Here is a 21,034-nt window from a genome sequence, read left to right as displayed (position 1 = left end):
GAAGGTGGCTCAGCAAAGGGGGCGGGACACCGGATAAGTGTCCCGCCCCCTTCCCAGCGCAGAGGCGTGGTTACTTGGACACGGTTCCGAGGCGGAACTTGAAGGAAGCGTCCAACGTCTTGTCGACGCCGTTGACGCCGCTTCCGGCGATGGCCACCTGGGCGCCCTGAAGCAGTGGCAGCGTGGAAATATCCTTCGCCAAAGCGTTTTGGACCTCTTGGATGTCCTTCTCGCGCTTTGTCTTGTCGGCCTCCGTGAGCTGCTTGCTGATCAGTTCGTTCACCGTGGGGTTGTTGTAGTGGTTCTTGAGGAACCCGCCCTCGGGGAAGAACGGCGTCAGGTAGTTGTCAGCATCGCTGAAGTCGGGGAACCAGCCGAACTGGAACAGGGGGTACTCGTCGGCGCGGCTTGCCTTGCTGTACGTGACCCACTCGGTGGACTGCAGGTTGACGGTAAAGAGCCCGGACTTCTCGAGTTGTTCCTTGACCATCGCGTATTCGTCACCCGAGGATCCGCCGTAGTGGTCCGGGTTGTACTGCAGGTTGAGTGCCACCTTCTCGGTGATCCCGGCATCGGCAAGCACCTTCTTGGCCTTGTCCAGGCTGGGCTTGCCGTCCTCGCCGTAAGCATCCTTGAAGGACTGGTTTGCCCCGAGGAAGCCGTTGGGGACGTTCGAGTAGAGCGGGAGGTAGGTGCCCTTGTAGACCTGGTCGGCAATGGCCTCCCGGTCAACGAGGTGTGCGATTGCCTGGCGGACCGCCGTGGCCTTGGCGGGGTCGGCGTCGGCGGCTTTGGTGCCGAAAGGCATGGTGTCGAAGTTGAAGGTGATGTAGCGGATTTCGCCGCCCGGGCCGGTGACTACCTTGACCTTGGAGTCCTTCTTGAGGTCGTCGACGTCTGTGGCGCTCAGGCTCCGGAAGGCGACATCGATGTTGCCCTGCTGGATATCCAGCTTCAGGTTGGTGGGGCTGGCGTAGTACTTGATGGTCGCCTCGTTATTGGCCGGTTTCCCGAGGACTCCTTGGTAGTCCGGGAAAGCCTTGAAACTCACCAACTCGTTCTTCTTGTAGCTGTCAATCGTGTACTGCCCATGGAAAGCCTTGGCTTTGATGATGTCCTCATCAGGGAGCACAGCGTCTGCCGGGAAGACTTCGTCGTCCACAATCGGCGCGGCGGGGCTGCTCAGGATCTGCGCAAAGGTCTGGTCGTTGGCGAGCTTCAGTTTGAAGACCACGGTGTTCGCATCGGGGGCCGTGACGCTCTCGATGTTGGTCAGCAAGGATGACGGACCCGCGGGATCGGCAATCGCCACCTGCCGGTCGAAGGAGAACTTGACGTCCTTCGAGTCGAGGGTGTGCCCGTTGGCCCATTTCAGGTTGGGCTTGAGCTTGACGGTGTACTCGGTGGGCGCCGTAAAGGATGAGGACTCCGCCAGGTCCGGCTCGGGCTCCGCCCCGCCGGGTTTGGAGTTGAGCAGGAACGAATAGATCTGGTTCATCACCATGAATGAACCGTTGTCGTAGGAGCCTGCGGGATCCAAGGAGGTGACTTTGTCCGTAGTGCCATAAGCGATGGGTCCGGCTGCCGCCGGCGCGGAAGAAGATCCTCCGCCCGAGGGCCCTGTGCATGCAGTGAGTGCGAGCGCGGAAACGCCCGCGAGCGCGATAACGCCATGCAGGGCCTTCTTGTTCATTGCCATCTGTGAACCTTCTGTTCGATGGATTGGGCGCCCCATCAAGGGATGAATGTGACGGAGCGCACTCTTGATTCCACGATTCAATCAGACTTCCCACCCGAAAAAGCGGCAATTTTGTGATTCGAGATACAAAATTTACCTGCGAGTAGCTCAGGTGGAAGGGCGGGGACCATTGCCTGGCTCCCGCCCCGGGAATATCTTTGGCCCATGAGCAAGGCAGCCCTCTGCGTAGGCATCAACCAGTTCAAATTCCTGCCCCAATCAAGCTGGCTCCAAGGCTGCGTCAACGACGCCGAGGATCTGTCCGGCCTTTTGGGCTCCGCGTACGGTTTTCCCCCGAAGGAAGTCGTGGTCCTCCGGGATGCGAAAGCCACCAAGAAGAATGTCATGGCCGAACTCTCGCAACTGGTCGACAAGGCTGTGGACGGGACCGCAGACCACATCGTCTTGACGTTCTCCAGCCATGGAACCCAGATACCCGACACCAGCGGCGACGAGCCCGACCGCCTTGATGAGGCCTTCGCCTGCTACGACATCAACAATGCCGGCGATGCCTGGGATCCTGACACAGTGATCTCCGACGATGAACTGTCGGCAATTTTTGAACGCCTGCCCGATGGGGTCCTCATGGACGTCATCCTTGATACCTGTCACAGCGGAACCGGGCTTAAGTCCCTGGACCTGCTGCCCGGCAGGCGCCCGCGCTTCCTGCCGGCACCCACGCCCAAGGCCGTCATCGCCTCGGAAAACAGCGACGTCCGGACGCTCAGGGACATGGTCAAGGCGGCCAAGCACTCAAAACCCGTGCTGATGGCAGCTTGCAGGTCCGACCAAACAGCCGCCGATGCCTACTTCGACGGCCGGTATAACGGTGCCTTCACCTACCATCTGGCAAGGTCGCTCCAGAGTGACGGCTCGCTGGGACGTGCAGACCTCCTCAAACTCGTCAGCAAAGCGCTGAAAGCGGGGGGCTTTGACCAGGTGGCGCAACTGGAAGGCACGACGGCGGCCCGCAAGGCAGCGTGGGGAAGCTGACGTTGGGGCAGGCCGCAGGAGGGCAGACATCGGTTCACGAAGGTCCGTCCAGCGCTTGTATTCCCGGTGACGCCTACTCTCCGGTGGAGTGGAACTTGGCCTTGACTCCGGAGGAAGCGGCTTCCTCGATGTCGTGTTCCTCGTCCGAGCCGAACAGCAGCCCCTGCCGTTCCCTGTCCATGACGGGCTTCAGGGCCGCATAGACGAGGCGCCCGCCGGCGTCGAACCTCAGCAGCCCTCCCCCGCGGATGTCCACATACTCCCTGCGCGTTTTGAGGCCAAGCCGGACGAATGCTTCGCGCCTGCTCATCCGCACAGTCTGGATGAACGAGGCGCCGATTTCGGAAACAATGAACCCGTCCGGAGAGACCCTTTCCGATGTCCGGACACGGGTGGAACTCAATGGAGTACGGCGCTCCAAGCGGGCCGCGTCCAGGAGCCTCGGATTTTCCCAGACGAAACGCTGCACTTCCTGGGGGTCGGAGCCCAGCGCGGAAAGCCTGACGGGATAACGGAGCCCCTGGTAATTCTCCACGCCGCTGATGTTGTTCAATGACACCCGCCGGATGCCGATGGCTGAAAACTCGGCCTGCAGCGCTTCGCGGTAGCCATGCGGGTCCTCAGGCACCATGTCCAGGTCCGCCGCGATGATCCCGCGCAGGAGGTCACGCCACCCGACGTCAACGGGAGGCATATAGGACAGCCCCCTGATCACCATCCGCAAGACCCTCGTGGCGACAATCGAACCGGACTCCGCTTTTTGGTGCAGGCTCTGCGCTTCCCCGAAACGGTTGTTTCGCTCGGACCACAATTTCTGCACGGCACGGAGCACGGCCCCCACTACGACAGCTCCCCTCGCGTGGGGCTCCGGGAACTGCTGCCAGTTCTCCGGAATTGCGCCGACAAACGGCTCCCGCAACGGCCCGCGCGCGAACAGGTCACGGGCAAAGTCGAACAGCGAGCGCAGCAATAAGCCATCATCCACCGCCTGGCCCGCTTCGAAGCCTCCGGCAGCTGCCTCCAGCTGGCGGTACACGATGTCCCTGGAAGAGAAAACGGACAATATTGCCACCAGGTCGGCCAAGGCCTCGTGCATGGCCAGCTGCTCCAACGTAGCCAGTTGATCCGCCCAGGCCGGCCTGAACCCGTCGAGGATCGCGTGGGTCACCTCGTGGGCCACGATGTCCCGGTAGAGGGCCGTGGGCACCTTGTAACCCATACGGTCAACGGAACCGAAGCGGATGGTGTTGCTCCCGCGCTCGTAGCCGGTGTCTGTTGCCGTGACCAGGTCCCGGGCCTTGAGGATCAGCCTGCCCTCCGGGTTCCACGGCATGCGGCGGCCCAAGGTGGTCTCGAAAATATCCAGGGTGTGCATGGCCACCCCGTAAACGTGCTGGGCCAGGAAGCGGGTGTCATCCAGGAGTTCGCGAAGGTCCGACGGCGGAGGCTGGGACAACAGCTGCCATGGATCGCCTTTGCTGGTCAGGGTCACCGGGGAAACGGTCGTGCCCCGCCATTTACGGATGTGGACGGCGTAGCGATTGCCTGTCGGACCGCGGCGAAGACGTTCTACGGGTATCCGGACCTGGGCGGTCAGCGGCGGCGATCCCGCTGCGCCTATGGGCCCTTCCGCGAGGACGGTCACTGAGACCGTCTGCCCCGCCTTGATGTCACCAGGGCTCTTCTTCGGAAATGCCACTGCCATCGCCGTCCCCATTGCGGACCCCACCGCAGCGGATACGCTGCTGAGGCAAGTATGGGCGTCCGCCCGCCTGTCAGGCAACCAGCTAGAGGGCGGCCCTCTGCAGTGAGCGGGCGGCGTCGATGGTTGCCTGTCCGAGAACGCGGCTGCCCTGGTACAGGACCACCGTCTGCCCGGGCGCGACTCCGCGCAAGGAATCGGTCAAGGTGACCACAAGTTCAGTCCGTTCAACACCGGCATCGTCCTGAACCGACTCGACCCGGGCCGTTGCCGGAACCGGATCACCGTGGGCCCTGACCTGGGCGTGGCACGGGAACTGCCCGCCTGTCGCGACCTCCGCGATCGGCAGGCCTGCCCACGACACCTTGATCCCCCGGATCTCATCGATGGCCAGCAACGCCTCCGGGCCAACCACAACCTTGTTTTCCTTGGGGCGGATTTCAAGGACGAACCGCGGCTTGCCGTCGGCGGCCGGGGTACCCAGCTTCAAACCACGGCGCTGCCCCACTGTGAAGGCGTTGGCCCCCGGGTGCTCGCCGACCTTCTTGCCGGTTTCATCAACGATGTCTCCGGTGGTCATCTCGATTTTTTCGGCAAGCCAGCCCCGGGTGTCGCCGTCGGAGATGAAGCAGATATCGTGGCTGTCCGGCTTGTTGGCCACGGAAAGGCCTCGCCGTTCCGCTTCGGCCCGCACCTCGGCCTTGGAGGGGGTGTCAGCCAGGGGGAACATGGAATGCTTCAACTGCTCATGGGTAAGGACGCCCAGGACGTAGCTCTGGTCCTTTGCCCAGTCCGCGGCACGATGCAACTCCCGGTTGCCGTCCGCATCCTCAATGACCTTGGCATAATGGCCGGTGCACACGGCATCAAAGCCCAGGGCGATGGCCTTCTCAAGGAGCGCAGCGAACTTGATGCGTTCGTTGCAGCGCATGCAGGGGTTCGGCGTCCGACCTGCCGCATACTCGTCAATGAAGTCCTGGACGACGTCTTCCTTGAAGCGTTCCGAGAAGTCCCAGACGTAGTACGGGATCCCCAGGACATCGCAGGCGCGCCAGGCATCGCGGGAGTCCTCGATGGTGCAGCAGCCACGGCTTCCCGTCCGGAGGGTTCCAGGCATGCGCGACAACGCCAGATGGACTCCGACGACGTCATGCCCGGCCTCGACTGCCCGGGCGGCTGCTACAGCGGAATCAACTCCGCCGCTCATTGCTGCAAGTACTCGCATGCTGGCTTTCTGTGATGGGGATTGGGTGGCACGGATCCGGCTCAGGTCAGTCGGCGCGCCCATCTATTCTAGCCGATTCCCTTGAGCGGACAGTTTTCCTTGACTGCCGCCCCCAACGCTTCTAAAGTCAAAGAGACCAGTTTTAGAATCGGAGTTGACATGGCAACTGAACGAATGGTCATAGCCGGCGGAGGCCTGGCTGGCGCTACCGCCGCCAAGACACTGCGCGCCGAGGGGTTCGAAGGACCCATAACCCTCCTTGCGGCCGAATCCCGGAACCCCTACCTCCGCCCGCCGCTCTCCAAAGAGTTCCTCCTGGGAAAGGCCGATGAGGAATCGGTGCCGGTCATGCCCTCGCAGTGGTACGAGGAAAACGATGTGGAGCTCCTCACGGGCACTTCCGCGACAGCCATTGACACCAGGGAGCACTCGGTCGCCTTGGACGACGGGAGCTTCCGGCAGTACGCCAAGTTGCTGCTGGCAACAGGGGCCCAACCCCGTCGCATCCCCCTTCCGGGCTCAGAGCTTGAGGGGGTCATGACGTTCCGGACCTTCGACGACAGCATCCGCTTGCGTTCGCTCCTGGAGCAAGGCGGACGGCGGGTGGTCATGATCGGTTCAGGATGGGTCGGCATGGAACTCGCGGCGGCGGCACGCAGCTACGGCAACGAGGTCACCCTGCTTGGCCTGGAGGATATCCCGCTGGGCACAGCCATCGGCCCCGAACTGGGCACCTACTTCCGGAGGCTGCACGAGGACAACGGATGCAGATTCCATCTGCCGGCCAGTGCGGTTTCCATCGAAGGACGCGGCGGGCACGCCTCGTCCGTCACCACCACCACCGGGGCTGAGATTCCAGCGGACCTGGCGATCATCGCCGTCGGCATCGCTCCCGACACGGCACTGGCCGAAGCGTCGGGCCTTGAGGTGCGCAACGGCGTCGTCGTGGATGCCTCACTGCGGACCAGCGCACCGGACGTCCTCGCAGCCGGAGACGTAGCCAATGCGCTGCACCCCTTTACCGGCGAGCACCACCGCAGCGAGCACTGGGCCAACGCCCTCAACGGGGGAAAGGTTGCGGCCAAATCCATGCTGGGCCAGGACGCCGTCCTCGACGCGGTCCCGTACTTTTATACGGACCAGTTCACCCTCAGCATGGAATACTCCGGTTTTCCGTCGCTCACTACCGGCATCGAGCCCGCCATCAGGGGCTCAATGGAGGACGGGAGCTTTACCGCATTCTGGATCCGGGACGCCCAGGGCGGCACGGGTCAGGTGGTGGCAGGGATGAGCGTTAACCAGAGGCGGGTCCAGAAACCGATCAAGGCGTTGATTTCAGGGCGCGTCCCCGTGGACACATCCCGACTCCTGGATCCGGCCATTCCTCTGGAGGAGTTTGCGGCTGCTGCATAGCAGGAGGCCCGCAACCCATCCGCAGGCCGCGCAAGCTAGGCCCGGATACCGTTCCGGGCTTCGGTGGCGGCGGTCTGGATGCTCGATTCATGGCCGGCCATACCCGCCTGGCGTGCCCGCGCGTACGCATCCGGCAGTGCTTTCAATAGGGCTTCCACGTCAGCGTCTGTGGACGAATGGCCCAGAGTGAACCGCTGAGCGCCCCGCGCGGTGTCTTCGTCCAAGCCCATGGCGAGCAGGACATGGGAGGGCCGGGGAACTCCCGCGGTGCAGGCAGAACCGGTGGAGGACTCGACTCCGGCCAGGTCAAGCAGGAACAGCAACGAATCACCTTCGCAGCCGGGGAACGTGAAGTGGGCATTGCCGGGCAAGCGACCTTGAGCCGGAGCGCCGCGGAGCACTGCCTCAGGAATTGCCTTCCGCACGCCGGCAATGAGGCGGTCACGCAACGAGCTGAGCCGCCCGGCTTCGCCGTCCAGATTGGCGACGGCGGCCTCAGCGGCAGCAGCGAAGGCCGCAATGGCCGGGGTGTCCAGCGTCCCGGAGCGCACGTCGCGCTCCTGGCCGCCGCCGTGCTGCACGGGGGTCAGGGAGACGGCCCGGCCCAGGAAAAGGGCGCCCACACCTACGGGTCCGCCGATCTTGTGGCCGGAGACCGACATGGCGGCAAGGCCTGAGGAGCGAAAGTCCAAAGGCACGGCGCCGAAAGCCTGGACGGCATCCGAATGAACCGGAATTCCGTGGCGGGCCGCGAGCCGGACGACGTCCGGGATGGGCTGGATGGACCCTACCTCGTTGTTGGCCCACATGACGGTCACCAAGGCCACAGAGCCGGGATCACGCTCAATTTCGCTCTCAACGGCGTCCAACCGGACCACGCCTTGAGCGTCAACCGGAAGCCAGGCAACCTCGGCACCTTCGTGCCGCTCGAGCCATTCCACCGCGTCCATGACGGCGTGATGCTCGACGGCGGAGCAGAGTATCCGTGTCCGCTTCGGGTCCGCGTCCCGCCGGGACCAATACAAGCCCTTGACGGCCAGGTTGTCGGCCTCCGTACCGCCGGAGGTGAAGATGACTTCTGAAGGATGCGCACCCGCGGCAGCGGCAAGCGTTTCACGGGCCTCTTCCACCGTCCGTCGCGCCCGGCGTCCCGCACTGTGCAGGGAGGAAGGATTTCCCGTCCGGGCAAGTTCGCGGGTCATGACGGCGAGCGCTTCGGCCGACATGCTGGTGGTGGCGGCGTGGTCAAGGTATACGGGCACCCTGCAATTCTATCGAGCTGCGGTGATGCGGGCGCAGCAGTGGCCGGGCCCCGGATCGGGAACCACGGAGTCAGCCGGCAGCCCGGACGACTCCGCCGCCCCTTTGAGCAACGCTCCGTTCATGGCACACACCACGTCCGCATGGTCGCGGGACAGCCGATGAAAGGGACAATTGAGCAGCCTGTATCCACCGCTGCCGTCCTCCACGGGTTCGTACCCAAGATCGGCCAGGACGGCTGAAAATTCTCCGGGCCGTCCGGATTCGCGTCCCCTGAAGTGGGCGGCCGCTTCAAGGGCCTCCGCAACGGACCCGCCGTTGCCAAGAGATGTGGAGATGGCACGCGCCATGACGTCCCCGGCAAGGTCATAGTGCCGGTCCGGAACCGAAGCGCCCACTTCATCCACGGCCGTCCGGTAGAACTTCGAAGGCCGCCCGGAACCCGGACCGCTTTTGGCCGAGGTTTTCCGGAACTCAACCTGCAGCACTCCGTCACGGACCAATCGATCCAGGTGGAAGGACGCGGTACTGCGCGGGATACCCAGTGCTTCGGCCGCCTGGTCCCGCCCCACTGCATCGGCCGCGTCGCCGACGTACCTGAAGAGGGCACGGCGGTTCGTGTCGTCCATGGACGCCAGCGCCGCAATCCTGGCGAGCCACGGTGCCTTTTGCTTGCTCATGGTTCAAGGCTATCTCTAAAAACAACATTCGTTGATTAATCATCCCGGCGATTCTAAAATCAAGATACCTATTTATAGAAAGGGAGCATCGCCATGGAACCTTCAACTGCACACGCCGTCTCCACCACCACGGTGTTGGAGGACCGCACATCCCGTCAGGCGTTCGTCCTGCTGCGCACCATCTTTACGGTGGCGCCCATCCTGTTCGGCGTGGACAAGTTCACCAACCTGCTCACGGACTGGACCGCCTATCTGGCGCCCGCGGCGACCACCGTCATCCCGGTTCCGGCCCAGACCTTCATGTATGGCGTGGGCATCATCGAGATCATTGCCGGCATCATCGTCGCCCTGCGGCCACGGATAGGCTCGGTCATTGTGGCCTTGTGGCTTCTGGGGATCATCGTCAACCTGCTGGTGTTGGGCAGCTTCTTCGACGTCGCCCTGCGGGACTTCGGCCTCCTGGTTGGCGCCTTGGCCTTGAACCGGCTTGCTTCAAGGCACGGGAAGTAGGCCGGAAGGTGCTCAGGCGGGTGGTACCAGTACCACGCCGGATTCGACGTCGGCCCTCGCCTTGGCCAGGGCGGCGTCATCAGGGCACGTGACGGACACGTAAACGGATGCGGCCGGGCCGCTGAACAGCCGACCCAAAACCACTGCGGAAGCACCACCATTTGCCGCTGAGGATTCCAGCGCCAGCAGTTCCACTTTCCTCAGCGGCTTGTCCACATCCTGCCCCCAACGAAGTGTCACAGGCGTCAGCCGGCCGGGATCGATCGCGGGATTCATGTACTGGAACATGGCCTTCGTGGAGGCGTCGTCGTTTCCGGCTTCGACAAGGGGCCCTTGATTGGTCGAGACGCGGGTGACCGCCACGCAGCCATCGGACTTCTTATATTCGTCCTCGCCCTGCTTGGCTGCATGGACCAACGACCATCCCGGGACTTCCTGCAACTTGGACTCCATGGTCACCGGATCCCCCGGTACCAGGCTGGCCCCGGCGCTCAACGGCAGATCCTTCGCCGCGACAGCAGCTGCATCGTGGCCGGGCGTAATAGTCGGCGTCGATAACGTGGATTCCACCGGCGACGGCTTCGGAGCGGCCGGGTCAGGTACGTTGACGCTACAGGCGCCGAGGACTGCGGCTGATGCCACGGCACCCAAGCCAAGCAGCCGTCGTCGAACATTGCGTACCACTGTTGCTCCTCACTCGCCGTCCTGCCCGACTGAGTCTAGCCGCCCTGCCGGGAACCAGAGCCACCGCTGCGAACGTTCAACTGTTGGCTGGATAAACTGGCCGGAACCGCGCCCCTCCCCTGTGGATGCAAGGAGGGACGCACCAGACTAGAGAAGGGCCCGTGCTTGGCCGAGGGCAACAGTTCGCATTACCAGGTCCTTCGCGTGTCCGTCACCGCGACGGACAAGGAGATCAAACAGGCCTACCGCAAGGCCGCCAGGAAGGCACACCCGGACCATGGCGGAGACGCTGAGATCTTCCGCCGGGTTACCTTGGCCTACGAAACCCTGATCGACCCGCGCCGCCGGGCGGAGTACGACCGCAGGTACGCCGCCAATACCCCGGCCCCGGGCCGTTCCGGAGCAGCAGCTTACGAGGGACCTGCCAGCGGGTCCGCCACTTCCGCAGGAGTCAGGCGCCCGCAGCCCCCCCGCAACACCGCCGGGGACGCCCCGGTGTACGTTCCCGCGTTCGATGACCCCAACGAAGTGCCCCTCATTTCCCGGGCAGAGGCCGTGCAGCAAATGCATGGCATGCCCCGCAGGCGGGGCATCTTCGGGGCAGAAGCCCGTATCCAGCGGGAAACGCGGACAGTCCAGCTCATCAGCAAACAGGTCCTGTCAGCTATTCCTGCGGCCAGGCTCATCAACGGGCTGCGGTCCCCGTCGGACAACAACCACATTGACCACGCCGTGCTGTCCGGATACCGGCTCGCCCTGGTCGGCTCGATGCTGCTCCCCAAGGGTGCCTATGCCTGGGACGGCCAATCGTTACGCCACGGCGGCCGCTCCATCGCTCCCCCGCAACTGGCCCACATCGTCAGGCACATGCAGGACCTTTTTCCCGAGCTCAACGTCACCGGGTGGGTTGTCCTGCACAGCCCCGACGGCAATCTGCACGAGCCCGTGATCGACCACTACGGCAAATCCCGTTCCGGAGGCGGAGTGGAAATAGTCAACGGTGCAGGCCTGGCCCGGGGGCTCAAGCAGTTCCTCAGTTCCGGGCCGGCGCCGAACACCGTGGTGGTGCCGGTCCTGGCACGCTTGCTGCAGGGCATGCACTGACCTGCAGCCGCTCCAGGCATCGCTAGGATGGGACGGTGTTCCGCATCCTCTTCCACACTCCCGAAATTCCGGGCAATACCGGAAATGCCATCCGCCTTGCCGCCATCACCGGCGCTGAGCTCCACCTGGTTGAGCCGCTGGGCTTCGACTTCTCGGACGCAAAACTTCGCCGTGCCGGCCTCGATTACCATGACCTCGCCGTCGTGACCGTTCATCAGGACATTGACGCCGCTTGGGCTGCACTCCAGCCGCAACGCGTCTTCGCATTCACGTCCGACGGCGACACCACCTACACGGATATCGCGTACCAAGAGGGCGACGTACTGCTCTTCGGGCCCGAATCCGTCGGCTTGCCTGAGTGGTTGAAGCAGGACCCGCACGTAACCGCACGCGTCCGGCTGCCCATGCTTCCTTCCCTGCGCTCACTCAACCTGGCCAACGCGGCGTCCATCGCCGTGTTCGAGGCATGGCGCCAGAACGGCTTCGCCGGAGCCAAACTGTAGCCATCCGGACCGGCTGCGGCTCCGAATACCTGATGCGGGAAAAAACCGCCGAAGGCCGGGAAGGAGACGCATGTGAGTACGCTGGAGAGGGGCATGCCGCCACGCAATGTTCCAGCGGCAGTATCTGGGCCCGGTTGGCCTGCACGTCAGCCCTTGGACAACATATGCTGGACAGTGATGGACACCCCCAACAACCCCGCTCCCCCGGTTTTTGAAACCGCCCCGGCAACTGACGTGGGTTCGCAGTTGGCCGGTTTGCTTGAGTTGGTTGCCAACGGCGACCAGCAGGCCTTTGCGGATTTTTACCGGCTCACCTCCCGACGCGTTTACGGGATGGCCAAACGCGTCCTGATCGACCCGGACCTCAGCGAGGATGCCACCCAGGAAGTTTTCATGCAGGTGTGGCAGGGCGCTGCCAAGTTCGATTCCTCGGCGGGAAGCCCCATGGCCTGGTTGATGACCATCGCCCACCGCCGGGCCATTGACCGCGTCCGGGCGGTCCAGGCCGCCTCGGACCGCGAAGCCAGGTACGGTGCGGCAAGCCAGGATCCCGACCATGACGTCGTGGCCGAGGAAGTTGGAACCAACCTCGAAGCCGAAGCTGTGAGCCGCTGCCTGGGAACACTGACCGAAACCCAGCAGGAGTCTGTCCGGCTGGCCTATTACGGCGGCCTCACGTATCGGGAAGTCGCAGAAAAACTCGGCGCAGCCGTGCCGACCATCAAGTCCCGGATCAGGGACGGCCTCCTGCGCCTCAAGACGTGCTTGGGGGTGGGCTGACTTGAGCGAAAGCAGTGGAGGATTCATCCGCAAAATGTTCGCGAACGACATCGCAACCGACCTGGCCGAAGGCCGTGTCCTGGAGTTGGCAGAACTCTATGCCTTGGACGCCGTTACCGATTCCGAACGCGCCTTGATCGATGACTACATCAAGGACGCTCCCGAGGGACCTGAGTTCCTTGAGCGCGTCCGGCAGGCCCGGGAAACATTGGCCATCAGTTTTACCGCCGAAGAAGAGCCCCCGGCCCGCCTGTTCCACGACTTGATGGAGAAGATCGCCCACGAGCCCCGCGCCCAGGGAGTTGATGCCCAGGACGTTGAGGCCCGGGGAGGTGACGCCGAACAGGGGCCGGGCGCACCTGTGGTGGCTGACAAACCTGCAGCACCGGCCGCCGTCGCGGATCTTGACGGAGCACGGACCAAACGCGCCGAAAGGCGTCGCCTTGGCGGTGCCCGTGGCTGGTTGATCGGAGCTGCGGCCGCCGCCGTCATCGCCGTGGCCGGCGTCGGCATCGGCGGCTACATGGCAGGCCAGAACGATCCCGTCGCCCAGGTCCTCCAAGCCCAGGACGTGCGGAAGAAGACGGCCGACGTTCCCGGCGGCGGCACCGCCACCATCTCGGCGTCGTCGGCGAAGGACTCGTTCGTGGTCCTTATGGACGGCGTAGCCCCTGCCCCATCAGGCAAGGTGTATCAGCTGTGGACCCTCCCCAAGGACGGTTCGGCACCTGTCCCGCAAGGCACCATGGATGCCGAAACCCTCTCAAAGCCTGCTGTGGTGAAGGGACTGTCCGCGGCGTCTTCCGTGGCAATTACGGTGGAGCCCACCGGCGGATCGCAGGCCCCCACCAGCGACCCTGTCCTGGTGGTACCGCTCGGCTCCGCTTGATGGCAGGCACCCGCCCGGGTCAGCCCGCGCCGGCGCCAACCGGGTGGAGACCAAGGCGTTCGATGACCTCGTCCGCCTCTTCGGCGGGCGAGGCCGAAACACACAGCGAAACGTAGTTCTCGTCCTCGGTCGGTTCTTCGAGCGCTTCGAACTGCGACTCAAGGAGGGACGCCGGCATGAAGTGACCGTGCCGGGAAGCAAGCCGGTCCGAGATCCTGTCCTTGCTGCCTTGCAGGAAGACGAAGACCACGCCCTCGCCCCGGAGGACGTCCCGGTACTTCTTCTTCAGGGCGGAGCACGTAATGATGGCCGGAGTGCCTGCGGCAGTGTGCGCTTTGATCCAGTCCGCGATGGTGCCGAGCCACGGCCAGCGGTCCTCATCGGTGAGCGCCTGTCCCGCGTGCATCTTTGCCACATTTGCTTCCGGATGCAGGTCGTCGCCCTCGGCCAGGTCCCAGCCAAGCTTGCCTGCGAGTACGCCCGCTACCGTCGACTTGCCGGAACCGGAGACCCCCATGATCACCAGAACGGGCTGTTGTGCAGTCTTCGCCATCAAAGTCCGCCTTCCTCAAATAAATATGATTTAACCGAGGTCAAGCATATGGCAGGGGTTACATCAGGGCAATATCAGAACCCTGCTATGGTGCTGTTTCCGTTGACGGCCACCACGTGGAACGCCTCAGCACTCCGGCCTTCAGGGAAGCCCGCGCGTCCTCCGTTCGCGATCAGGTTGTTCCGCACCACGCGTTCCATGTGCGCCACGTCGGGATGCTGGCTCGCATGGATCCGGATGGCCGCCAGCTTCGCGTCCACGTGGTCCGTGACGTCAACAAAGTGGTTTTCCAGCGATCCGGGGCTGGAGATGAACCATAGCCAGGGCAGCTTGTAAGCCTCAAGGCCGGCGTCGGCGAGTTCCGGGTAGGCGAACGGGTTCTCCACTGCAGGATAGATTGCCCGTGTCACGGCCTCACCCGCTGCCAGATGGTCGGGGTGGCTCTTCTGGATCCGGTCCCAGTTCCGTTCAGGGTGCATCGTCAGGACAATCTGGGGACGGATCCGGCGGATCAGTTCCACCACCCGCTTGATGACCTCGTGTGTCGGCTCCAAGTACCCGTCGCGCTCATGCAGGTAGTGGATATCCTGCACTCCTACCATGGAAGCCGCGTGCCGTTGTTCCTCGGCCCGGAGCTCAATGATGCGCTCACGGTCCACGGGATCAAACCCGCCGGCGTCACCGTCGGTCATGATGCAGTAACTTACCTGGACGCCCGCAGCGGTCCAGGCAGCAATGGTGCCGGCAGCTCCGAAGTCGATGTCGTCCGGGTGGGCAGTAAAACAAAGCACCCGCTCAACGCGCTCCGTGGAGGCATTGAACGGGCTCTTCGATGACGAAACGTCAAAAGCCAAGGAACTAGCCCTTCCGCTTCTTGATCTCGGCTGTAGCCTGGGGCAGGACCTTGAAGAGGTCTCCAACGATCCCGAAGTCGGCGATCTCGAACACCGGAGATTCGGCATCCTTGTTGATGGCCACGATCACCTTGGAGGTCTGCATGCCGGCCTTCTGCTGGATCGCTCCGGAAATACCCGCAGAGATGTAGAGCTGTGGCGAGACGGTGACGCCGGTCTGGCCCACTTGGGCGTCGTGGCCGATCCAACCGGCATCCGTTGCGGCTCGTGAAGCGCCAACGGCAGCCCCCAGGACGTCCGCCAGTTCCTCCAGCGGTCCGAAGTCGCCATCAACACCGCGGCCACCTGCCACCACGATCCGGGCCTCGCTCAGGTCCGGACGGCCGGAGGCAGGCTTGGCCTCGCGGGATGAGATGCGCGCTGCCGCCGCGGTAGCGTCGGCCGGAACTTCCACCTTGGCAACCTCCGGCGTGGTAGCGGTATCTGCAGGCTGCGGTTCAATCAAGTTCGCCTTGACAGTCAGCACGGCAACTGGCGTCGTGGCCTTGGCGGAGGTGTTGTACGAGCCGGCGAGGACAGACTTATGGGCTGTCCCATCGGCTTCCACCCCAACAACATCCGTGATGACTCCGGCGCTGAGCTTGATGCCCAGCCGCCCGGCGATCTCCTTGCCCTCGGGCGAGTTTTCGAGGAGCACGCGGGTTGCTCCCGAGGCCGCCACAGCGGCGGCAAGGTAAGCGGCCTTGGGCCCCACAAGGTAATCGCCCAGATCGTTCGACGACGGCTGGTACACGGCAGTGACGCCATAGGCGCCCAGGGTCGCCGCGGCGTCGTCGTTCAGTTCACCGTTGACCGCCACGGCGGTCTCCCCCAGCTGGCGGGCGAGGGTCAGGAGTTCCAGGCTGCTCTTCTTGAGCGATGCTCCCGGGTTGTCAATGAAAACAAGTGCGTTTGCCATGTGTGCAGTCCTCTTAGAGCAGCTTCTGTGCGGCCAGGAAGTCGACCAGCTTGATGCCGGCGTCGCCTTCGTCATTGATGATGGTGCCTGCTGTCCGCGGCGGCCGGGCCTCTGCCGTTTCCACCACGGTCCAGGATCCGGCGAGACCCACCTGGGAGGCATCAACTCCAACGTCGGCCAGCGTCAGGGACGCGATCTTCTTCTTCTTGGCTGCCAGGATGCCCTTGAAGTTGGGGTACCGGGGCTCGTTGATCTGATCGGTGACAGAGACGAGCGCGGGCAGCTGCGCTTCCACTGTTTCCGAGTGCGTCCCCGCATCCCGGCGTGCCACGGCAGTGCGGCCGTTGACCTCCAATGTGGAGGCGAAGGTGAGCTGCGGGAGGCCGAGGCGCTCGGCCAGCTGCGCGGGAACCAAGGACGTCTCCCCGTCCGTGGAAGCCATGCCCGTCAGGACCAGGTCCACGGGACGTCCGTCGGAGGAGATGTGGCGGATGGCGGCGGCAAGGGCCAAGGACGTGGCAGCGGCGTCGGATCCTGCCAACGCGTCATCGCTCAGGTGCACTCCGGAGTAGGCACCGATCTGCAGCGACTTCTTGACCGAGTTCACGGCCCCGGAGGGACCCATGCTCAGTGCGATGACCTCGTTGCCGGCCTTGGCGCCGCCGCGTTCTTCAGCAAGTTGCAGCGCGGCCTCGAGGGCGTATTCATCCAGTTCGGACAAGATACTTTCGTCACGGTCCGTGGTGTTGCCCGGTCCTGTGATGTGCCGGTCGAACTGGGCGTCCGGGACGTGCTTGACCAGAACGACAATCTTCAATGTCTCTTCCACTGTCTTCGAAGCAGCCTTCCATGCTTGTGGACGGCCAACCGCAGTAAACGTGGCCGTGAAACGCCCAACGCGTGGGCTCCCCCTAGCTAAGCATATTGCCCGCAAAAAACCATTGCGGGGTTAACTCCTGTTTCAGGATCGGTCCTCGCCCGCGGCGGACGCCCGACGGCGGGAGGGCACCATGGGTTGGTTGCCAACCGCAGGTGCCTCCCGCCGTCGTACTTTACGTTGGGTCCAGCTTTACGTTGGGTCCGGCCTACTTGGCGGCGTCGAGCGTGACGTCGACTTCCTGTGACTGGCCGTTGCGTTCGATGGTGACCTTGACCTTGGCACCGGCAGGCTGTTCGCGGACGGCGGCAGTCAACTGGTTGGGGTCGCTGATGGCGTAGTCGCCGAACTTGGTGACGACGTCCCCTACCTTGATGCCGGCCTTGGCGGCCGCCGAGTCCGCTGTCACTGACGCGACTTCAGCGCCCACCGAGAAACCGGAATTGCCGCCCGTGGACGACTTTGACCTGACCGACACGCCAAACTGTCCGTGGCTGGCCTTCCCGTTGTCGATGATTTCCTGGGCAATCCGCTTCGCGTGGTTGATCGGCACACTGAACCCAACGCCGATGTTGCCGGTCGAAGAATCGGAATTGCCGCTGCCAGCCGAGGCGATGGCGACGTTGACGCCGATGATCTCGCCCTTGCTGTTGACCAAGGCGCCGCCGGAGTTGCCCGGATTGATGGCGGCGTCCGTCTGGATCACGTTGATGGCAATCGATCCCTCGTTCGCCGAGCGCTGGCTCTGGCCGCCGTTCGGCGGAGCGAACTGGAAGCCCTCGTCGTTGCCCTGGCTGTTGTCCGGCCCATCCTCGGGAACGGCTGACGAGGCAACGCTGATGGTCCGGTTGAGCGTTGAGACAATACCGTCGGTCACCGTGCCGGTGAGTCCAAGCGGCGAACCGATCGCGACGGCGGTGTCCCCCACGTTGATCTTGGAGGAATCACCCAGCGTGGCCGGCACCAGCCCGGAGGCGTCGGATACCTTGATGACCGCGAGATCGGACAGCGGGTCAGTGCCCACGATCGTGGCCTTCATGACCTTGCCGTCACTGGTACGGACTTCGATCGCGGCGTTGGACGTAGCGCCGTCCAGCGTCACCACGTGGGTGTTGGTCAGGATGTGGCCTTGGTCATCAATGATGATGCCTGAGCCCGTGCCACCTTCACTTCCGCTGGTGGCCTTGATGGTGACAACGCTGGGTGACGCCTTTGCGGCAGCAGCCGTAATGACGTTGACGTCGTCCTTGTTGTTCACGATCAGGGTGCTGGACTGGCCGCTGCTGGAGGACGCCGTGGCAGGCTCATCCATCAGCGCACTGGTACCAGCCACCACTCCGCCGCCCACGAGGCCCGCTGCCAGGATGCTGGCAACCAGTGTCCCGACGCCGAAGACCGGCTTGGCCTTCGTTTTCCCGGAGGGCTGCTGGCCGGGGGCGTGGTAAGTGCCTTGGCCCTGCCGTGCGTGGCTGCTGTTCGGGTCGTGGCCGCCGGTGGATTGTGCGCCGTAGAACGGGTGGCGCTGGGGGTACTCCGGCCGCTGCCCGGCAGCTGGGTAGCCTCCGCCGTACGGGGCCCGGTCCGGCTGCTGGTAGCCTCCGGGCTGCGCTTGGCCGTGTTGGGGTTGGCCGGGCTGTGACTGGCTTGTTTGGGGCTGGCTGTGCTGAGCCTGTCCGTATTGGGGTTGGGCGAACTGCGGGCCTACGGCGGGGCGGCCTCCCTCGGCGCCCGGCTGGAACGCCGGCAAGGGGGCAGTGGGCTGGGCAGGAGCTCCGTAGCCGGAGCCGGCTGCGGGTTGCTGCCGGGTGGGGTTGGCATCGGAAGTGCCCGTACCGTCCCGTGGCGCCGAAGGCTCGCGGTTCTCCGGTGCATTTCCCTGAGCTGGGTTCTCCGTCATGGGGGTGTCCTTTCGTTCTGACCTACCTCAACTATGGACCCGTTGACTGGAACAATTTCGGACGTTTGCTGGGAGCTTACTGAAAGGCCCCTTTCCTGCCCGGGAACACGCTGTCCCCACCGGCGCTGAAGGCTTCAACGCGCGGAACTTCGGGGTTTCTCCTGTATTTCGCTGGTGGCATATTCAGCCCTGTGGACGGGGTATGGGGTGCACCATAGAATCAAGAGGAATTGCCACAGCGACCTGCGGCTTTACACCATGCGTGGGGGCGCTGAGCATTCTGTGACGATTGGTTCGCCCTGTTCCAGTCGCAGACGTGCTGAAGGGTTGCACATGCGGTCAATAGTGAAACGTGTACTCGCCGTGATTGGCGTGGCTGGAGTGCTGGCCCTCCCGGCCGGCTCGGCCTGGGCTGCGGACCCGGTCACCATTCCATCCGGCACAAACATCGTCGATGACGCCAACGTCCTTGGCAGCCGGAAGGGCGAGGTCCAGGACGCCATTCAGAAGACGCTCAAGGACCACAAGTACAACCTCTACGTGGTGACGGTTAACTCTTTCGAGAACCCCTCCGATCCCAAGGCTTGGGGCGAGGCCGTGGCCGAGAAGAAGCAGATGGGCAAGGCGGACGTCATCCTGGCGATATCGACTGCCGGCCAGTACTACTTCGCCCCGAATTCCCAGAGCTCTATCTACTCCAAGCGCACCAACATCACACAGAATGCCATTGTCGCGAACCTTGCCGGCGGCAAGAAGGACTACGCCCAGGCAGCCATTGACACCGCAGCCGCCATTGGCGACGCCGCCGGCGGCGGAAGCGGCACCGTACCCAGTGGCAACAGCGGAGCCGGCGTCCTGGTGGGAGTCGGCGCTGTGGCCGTCGCCGGTGCTGGAACCTACCTGTTCCTGCGGAATCGGCGCAAGAAGGCCGGCCAGACTTCCGACGCCGGGTATGGTCCCCAGAGCGGGCAGCTGGACCCCTTGGCCGGCCTCAGCATTCCCGAGCTTCGCCAAAGGAGCGGATCGCTGCTGATCGAGGCGGATGACGCCATCAAGTCCAGCGAGCAGGAACTCGGTTTCGCGCAGGCACAGTACGGCGATGCAGCCATCGGCAACTTCACCAAGGCCTTGCAGGAAGCCAAGAACCACATGACGGAGTCGTTCAAGCTGCAGCAGCAGCTCGACGACCATATCCCCGACACCGAGGAACAGCAGCGGAGCTGGCTCGGCGAGATCATCCGTCGTTCCGAGGCCGCGCTGGCCTCCCTCCGTGACCAGAAAGCCGATTTCGATTCACTTCGCGAACTGGAGAAGAACGCTCCCCAGGCACTCGCGGCAGTAACGAACGGGGCACGGGAAGCGGACGCACGAATTGCCAGCGCCGAACAGTCTCTCGAGGCTCTTCGGACAAAGTACGCGGACTCCGCGTCGGCGCAGGTTTCCGACAACATCCTGCAGGCCAAGGAGCGGCTCGCGTTCGTCCAGAACGCGGCGGCAACAGCCCAGGAGAAACTCGCTTCCGGCGAAAACAGCCTTGCTGCTGTTGCGGTGCGCGCCGCCGAAGAGAGCCTTCATCAGACCAACGTGCTGATCGACGCGATCTCCAAGACCGCCGGCAGCCTGGACGAAGCCCGGAACTCGCTCGAAAGCGCCGTGGCCGAAACCAGCCAGGACCTGGCGCAGGCAAGGGCAATGATCCAGTCCGGACAGCACCCCGAGCTCGCCGGACCGGTAGCTGGCGTTGAAGCAGCCCTGGCGCAGGTCAAGAATGAAATCAGCAGCGGAAAGATCGATCCCATCGCAACCCTGACGCGGGTGGAAACGGCGCATCAGGCCCTGGACCAGGCCCTCTCCGGCATCCGGGACCAACAGGAACAGGCGCGCCGCGCACAGTCCTCGTTGCAGCAGACCATCATGGCTGCCCAAGCCCAGATCAGTGCAACCAGCGACTACATCACCGCACGCCGCGGTGGGGTCGGCACCGAGGCACGCACCCGGCTGGCAGAGGCCCAACGGAACCTGGATTACGCATTGTCCATCTCCCGCAATGATCCCGTCACTGCACTGACCTACGCACAGCAGGCACACTCGCTCGCGGCGCAGGCGGCACAGTTGGCACAGGCCGACGTCGACCACTTCGGCTACGCCGACCAGGGCTATGGCCGTGGCGGCATGTTCGGAGGCGGCGGAGGCGGCGGCGGACTTGGCGGCGCCATCCTGGGTGGCATCCTGATCAACTCCATCCTCAACGGCGGAGGCGGCGGATGGGGCGGTGGCCACAGCGACGGCGGCGGAGGAGGCTTCTTCGGTGGCGACTCCGGCGGCGGATGGGGCGGCGGAGGCGACTTCGGCGGTGGCGACTTTGGCGGAGGCGACTCCGGCAGCTTCTAGGCAACACAAACTGGTTCCCGCCA

At 64.0% G+C, this 21,034-nt stretch carries 19 protein-coding genes; 8 read left to right on the top strand and 11 right to left on the bottom strand.

Going from position 1 to position 21,034, the window contains the following annotated elements:
- Positions 1-70: 70 nt before the first annotated feature.
- Positions 71-1,699 (bottom strand): ABC transporter substrate-binding protein, encoded by a 1,629-nt coding sequence (locus tag HMI59_RS07245; RefSeq protein WP_193593229.1) that lies wholly within the window; start codon positions 1,697-1,699, stop codon positions 71-73.
- 204 nt (positions 1,700-1,903) lie between these two features.
- Here HMI59_RS07245 and HMI59_RS07240 point away from each other — a divergent pair, with 204 nt between their 5' ends.
- Entirely contained in the window at positions 1,904-2,731 is an 828-nt protein-coding gene (locus HMI59_RS07240; RefSeq protein ID WP_166183362.1) for a caspase family protein, read from the top strand.
- A gap of 73 nt (positions 2,732-2,804) precedes the next feature.
- On the opposite strand, the gene HMI59_RS07235 is transcribed toward HMI59_RS07240, so the two are convergent.
- Positions 2,805-4,436, bottom strand: a complete 1,632-nt coding sequence (locus tag HMI59_RS07235) for a hypothetical protein (protein ID WP_166183364.1) — start codon at positions 4,434-4,436, stop codon at positions 2,805-2,807.
- A gap of 82 nt (positions 4,437-4,518) precedes the next feature.
- Positions 4,519-5,658 carry a tRNA 2-thiouridine(34) synthase MnmA gene (gene mnmA / locus HMI59_RS07230; protein WP_166183366.1) on the bottom strand — a complete coding sequence of 380 codons (1,140 nt, stop codon included), beginning with the start codon at positions 5,656-5,658 and terminating at the stop codon, positions 4,519-4,521.
- Positions 5,659-5,817: 159 nt separating this feature from the next.
- Between mnmA and HMI59_RS07225 the strand changes: the two genes are divergently transcribed.
- The gene (locus tag HMI59_RS07225) at positions 5,818-7,071 is read left to right on the top strand and encodes an NAD(P)/FAD-dependent oxidoreductase (RefSeq protein ID WP_193593228.1); all 1,254 of its coding nucleotides are present in this window, start codon (positions 5,818-5,820) and stop codon (positions 7,069-7,071) included.
- Between the two features lie 35 nt (positions 7,072-7,106).
- On the opposite strand, the gene HMI59_RS07220 is transcribed toward HMI59_RS07225, so the two are convergent.
- A complete protein-coding gene (locus HMI59_RS07220) occupies positions 7,107-8,333 on the bottom strand; it encodes a cysteine desulfurase family protein (RefSeq protein ID WP_193593227.1) in 1,227 nt (408 codons plus the stop codon).
- 9 nt (positions 8,334-8,342) lie between these two features.
- Positions 8,343-9,011 (bottom strand): metalloregulator ArsR/SmtB family transcription factor, encoded by a 669-nt coding sequence (locus HMI59_RS07215; protein WP_193593226.1) that lies wholly within the window; start codon positions 9,009-9,011, stop codon positions 8,343-8,345.
- A 93-nt stretch (positions 9,012-9,104) separates the two neighbouring features.
- On the opposite strand from HMI59_RS07215, the gene HMI59_RS07210 reads away from it, so the two are divergent.
- Positions 9,105-9,521, top strand: a complete 417-nt coding sequence (locus HMI59_RS07210; protein WP_193593225.1) for a hypothetical protein — start codon at positions 9,105-9,107, stop codon at positions 9,519-9,521.
- A gap of 12 nt (positions 9,522-9,533) precedes the next feature.
- On the opposite strand, the gene HMI59_RS07205 is transcribed toward HMI59_RS07210, so the two are convergent.
- Positions 9,534-10,205: a hypothetical protein gene (locus tag HMI59_RS07205; protein ID WP_193593224.1), complete on the bottom strand. Its 672-nt coding sequence runs from the start codon at positions 10,203-10,205 to the stop codon at positions 9,534-9,536.
- A 165-nt stretch (positions 10,206-10,370) separates the two neighbouring features.
- Here HMI59_RS07205 and HMI59_RS07200 point away from each other — a divergent pair, with 165 nt between their 5' ends.
- The 4 genes from HMI59_RS07200 (at position 10,371) to HMI59_RS07185 (ending at position 13,481) form a co-directional block, all read left to right on the top strand.
- Positions 10,371-11,309 (top strand): J domain-containing protein, encoded by a 939-nt coding sequence (locus tag HMI59_RS07200; protein ID WP_193593223.1) that lies wholly within the window; start codon positions 10,371-10,373, stop codon positions 11,307-11,309.
- Between the two features lie 35 nt (positions 11,310-11,344).
- Complete coding sequence (locus HMI59_RS07195) at positions 11,345-11,812, top strand: tRNA (cytidine(34)-2'-O)-methyltransferase (protein ID WP_021471842.1); 468 nt, start codon at positions 11,345-11,347, stop codon at positions 11,810-11,812.
- A gap of 177 nt (positions 11,813-11,989) precedes the next feature.
- Positions 11,990-12,592, top strand: coding sequence for an ECF RNA polymerase sigma factor SigK (gene sigK, locus HMI59_RS07190; RefSeq protein ID WP_166183379.1), 603 nt, complete (start codon positions 11,990-11,992; stop codon positions 12,590-12,592).
- 34 nt (positions 12,593-12,626) lie between these two features.
- Entirely contained in the window at positions 12,627-13,481 is an 855-nt protein-coding gene (locus HMI59_RS07185) for an anti-sigma factor (protein ID WP_227471561.1), read from the top strand.
- A gap of 19 nt (positions 13,482-13,500) precedes the next feature.
- Here HMI59_RS07185 and HMI59_RS07180 read toward each other — a convergent pair whose 3' ends face one another.
- The 5 genes from HMI59_RS07180 to HMI59_RS07160 all read right to left on the bottom strand — a co-directional run bounded on the left by HMI59_RS07180 (position 13,501) and on the right by HMI59_RS07160 (position 18,620).
- On the bottom strand, positions 13,501-14,034 hold the full coding sequence (locus HMI59_RS07180; RefSeq protein ID WP_193593221.1) for a gluconokinase: 534 nt from the start codon (positions 14,032-14,034) through the stop codon (positions 13,501-13,503).
- Between the two features lie 74 nt (positions 14,035-14,108).
- Complete coding sequence (locus HMI59_RS07175) at positions 14,109-14,888, bottom strand: PIG-L deacetylase family protein (RefSeq protein WP_227471560.1); 780 nt, start codon at positions 14,886-14,888, stop codon at positions 14,109-14,111.
- 4 nt (positions 14,889-14,892) lie between these two features.
- Entirely contained in the window at positions 14,893-15,846 is a 954-nt protein-coding gene (locus HMI59_RS07170) for an electron transfer flavoprotein subunit alpha/FixB family protein (RefSeq protein ID WP_069695179.1), read from the bottom strand.
- Between the two features lie 13 nt (positions 15,847-15,859).
- Complete coding sequence (locus HMI59_RS07165; RefSeq protein WP_021471836.1) at positions 15,860-16,663, bottom strand: electron transfer flavoprotein subunit beta/FixA family protein; 804 nt, start codon at positions 16,661-16,663, stop codon at positions 15,860-15,862.
- Between the two features lie 268 nt (positions 16,664-16,931).
- Positions 16,932-18,620: a S1C family serine protease gene (locus HMI59_RS07160; RefSeq protein WP_166183388.1), complete on the bottom strand. Its 1,689-nt coding sequence runs from the start codon at positions 18,618-18,620 to the stop codon at positions 16,932-16,934.
- A gap of 333 nt (positions 18,621-18,953) precedes the next feature.
- On the opposite strand from HMI59_RS07160, the gene HMI59_RS07155 reads away from it, so the two are divergent.
- Entirely contained in the window at positions 18,954-21,011 is a 2,058-nt protein-coding gene (locus tag HMI59_RS07155; protein WP_193593219.1) for a TPM domain-containing protein, read from the top strand.
- Positions 21,012-21,034: the final 23 nt, after the last annotated feature.

Origin of the sequence: Paenarthrobacter sp. YJN-5, assembly GCF_015040095.1 — a bacterium.
Classification (GTDB): domain Bacteria; phylum Actinomycetota; class Actinomycetes; order Actinomycetales; family Micrococcaceae; genus Arthrobacter; species Arthrobacter ureafaciens.
The sequence above is the reverse complement of the archived record's forward strand: the minus strand, read 5'-3'. Positions and strand labels throughout refer to the sequence as shown.

Bases quoted from the DNA above. Each gene is read 5' to 3' on its own strand.
- HMI59_RS07245 (WP_193593229.1), bottom strand. From the start codon at position 1,699: ATGGCAATGAACAAGAAGGCCCTGCATGGCGTTATCGCGCTCGCGGGC.
- HMI59_RS07240 (WP_166183362.1), top strand. From the start codon at position 1,904: ATGAGCAAGGCAGCCCTCTGCGTAGGCATCAACCAGTTCAAATTCCTG.
- HMI59_RS07235 (WP_166183364.1), bottom strand. From the start codon at position 4,436: ATGGCAGTGGCATTTCCGAAGAAGAGCCCTGGTGACATCAAGGCGGGG.
- mnmA (WP_166183366.1), bottom strand. From the start codon at position 5,658: ATGCGAGTACTTGCAGCAATGAGCGGCGGAGTTGATTCCGCTGTAGCA.
- HMI59_RS07225 (WP_193593228.1), top strand. From the start codon at position 5,818: ATGGCAACTGAACGAATGGTCATAGCCGGCGGAGGCCTGGCTGGCGCT.
- HMI59_RS07215 (WP_193593226.1), bottom strand. From the start codon at position 9,011: ATGAGCAAGCAAAAGGCACCGTGGCTCGCCAGGATTGCGGCGCTGGCG.
- HMI59_RS07210 (WP_193593225.1), top strand. From the start codon at position 9,105: ATGGAACCTTCAACTGCACACGCCGTCTCCACCACCACGGTGTTGGAG.
- sigK (WP_166183379.1), top strand. From the start codon at position 11,990: ATGGACACCCCCAACAACCCCGCTCCCCCGGTTTTTGAAACCGCCCCG.
- HMI59_RS07185 (WP_227471561.1), top strand. From the start codon at position 12,627: ATGTTCGCGAACGACATCGCAACCGACCTGGCCGAAGGCCGTGTCCTG.
- HMI59_RS07180 (WP_193593221.1), bottom strand. From the start codon at position 14,034: ATGGCGAAGACTGCACAACAGCCCGTTCTGGTGATCATGGGGGTCTCC.
- HMI59_RS07170 (WP_069695179.1), bottom strand. From the start codon at position 15,846: ATGGCAAACGCACTTGTTTTCATTGACAACCCGGGAGCATCGCTCAAG.
- HMI59_RS07160 (WP_166183388.1), bottom strand. From the start codon at position 18,620: ATGACGGAGAACCCAGCTCAGGGAAATGCACCGGAGAACCGCGAGCCT.
- HMI59_RS07155 (WP_193593219.1), top strand. From the start codon at position 18,954: ATGCGGTCAATAGTGAAACGTGTACTCGCCGTGATTGGCGTGGCTGGA.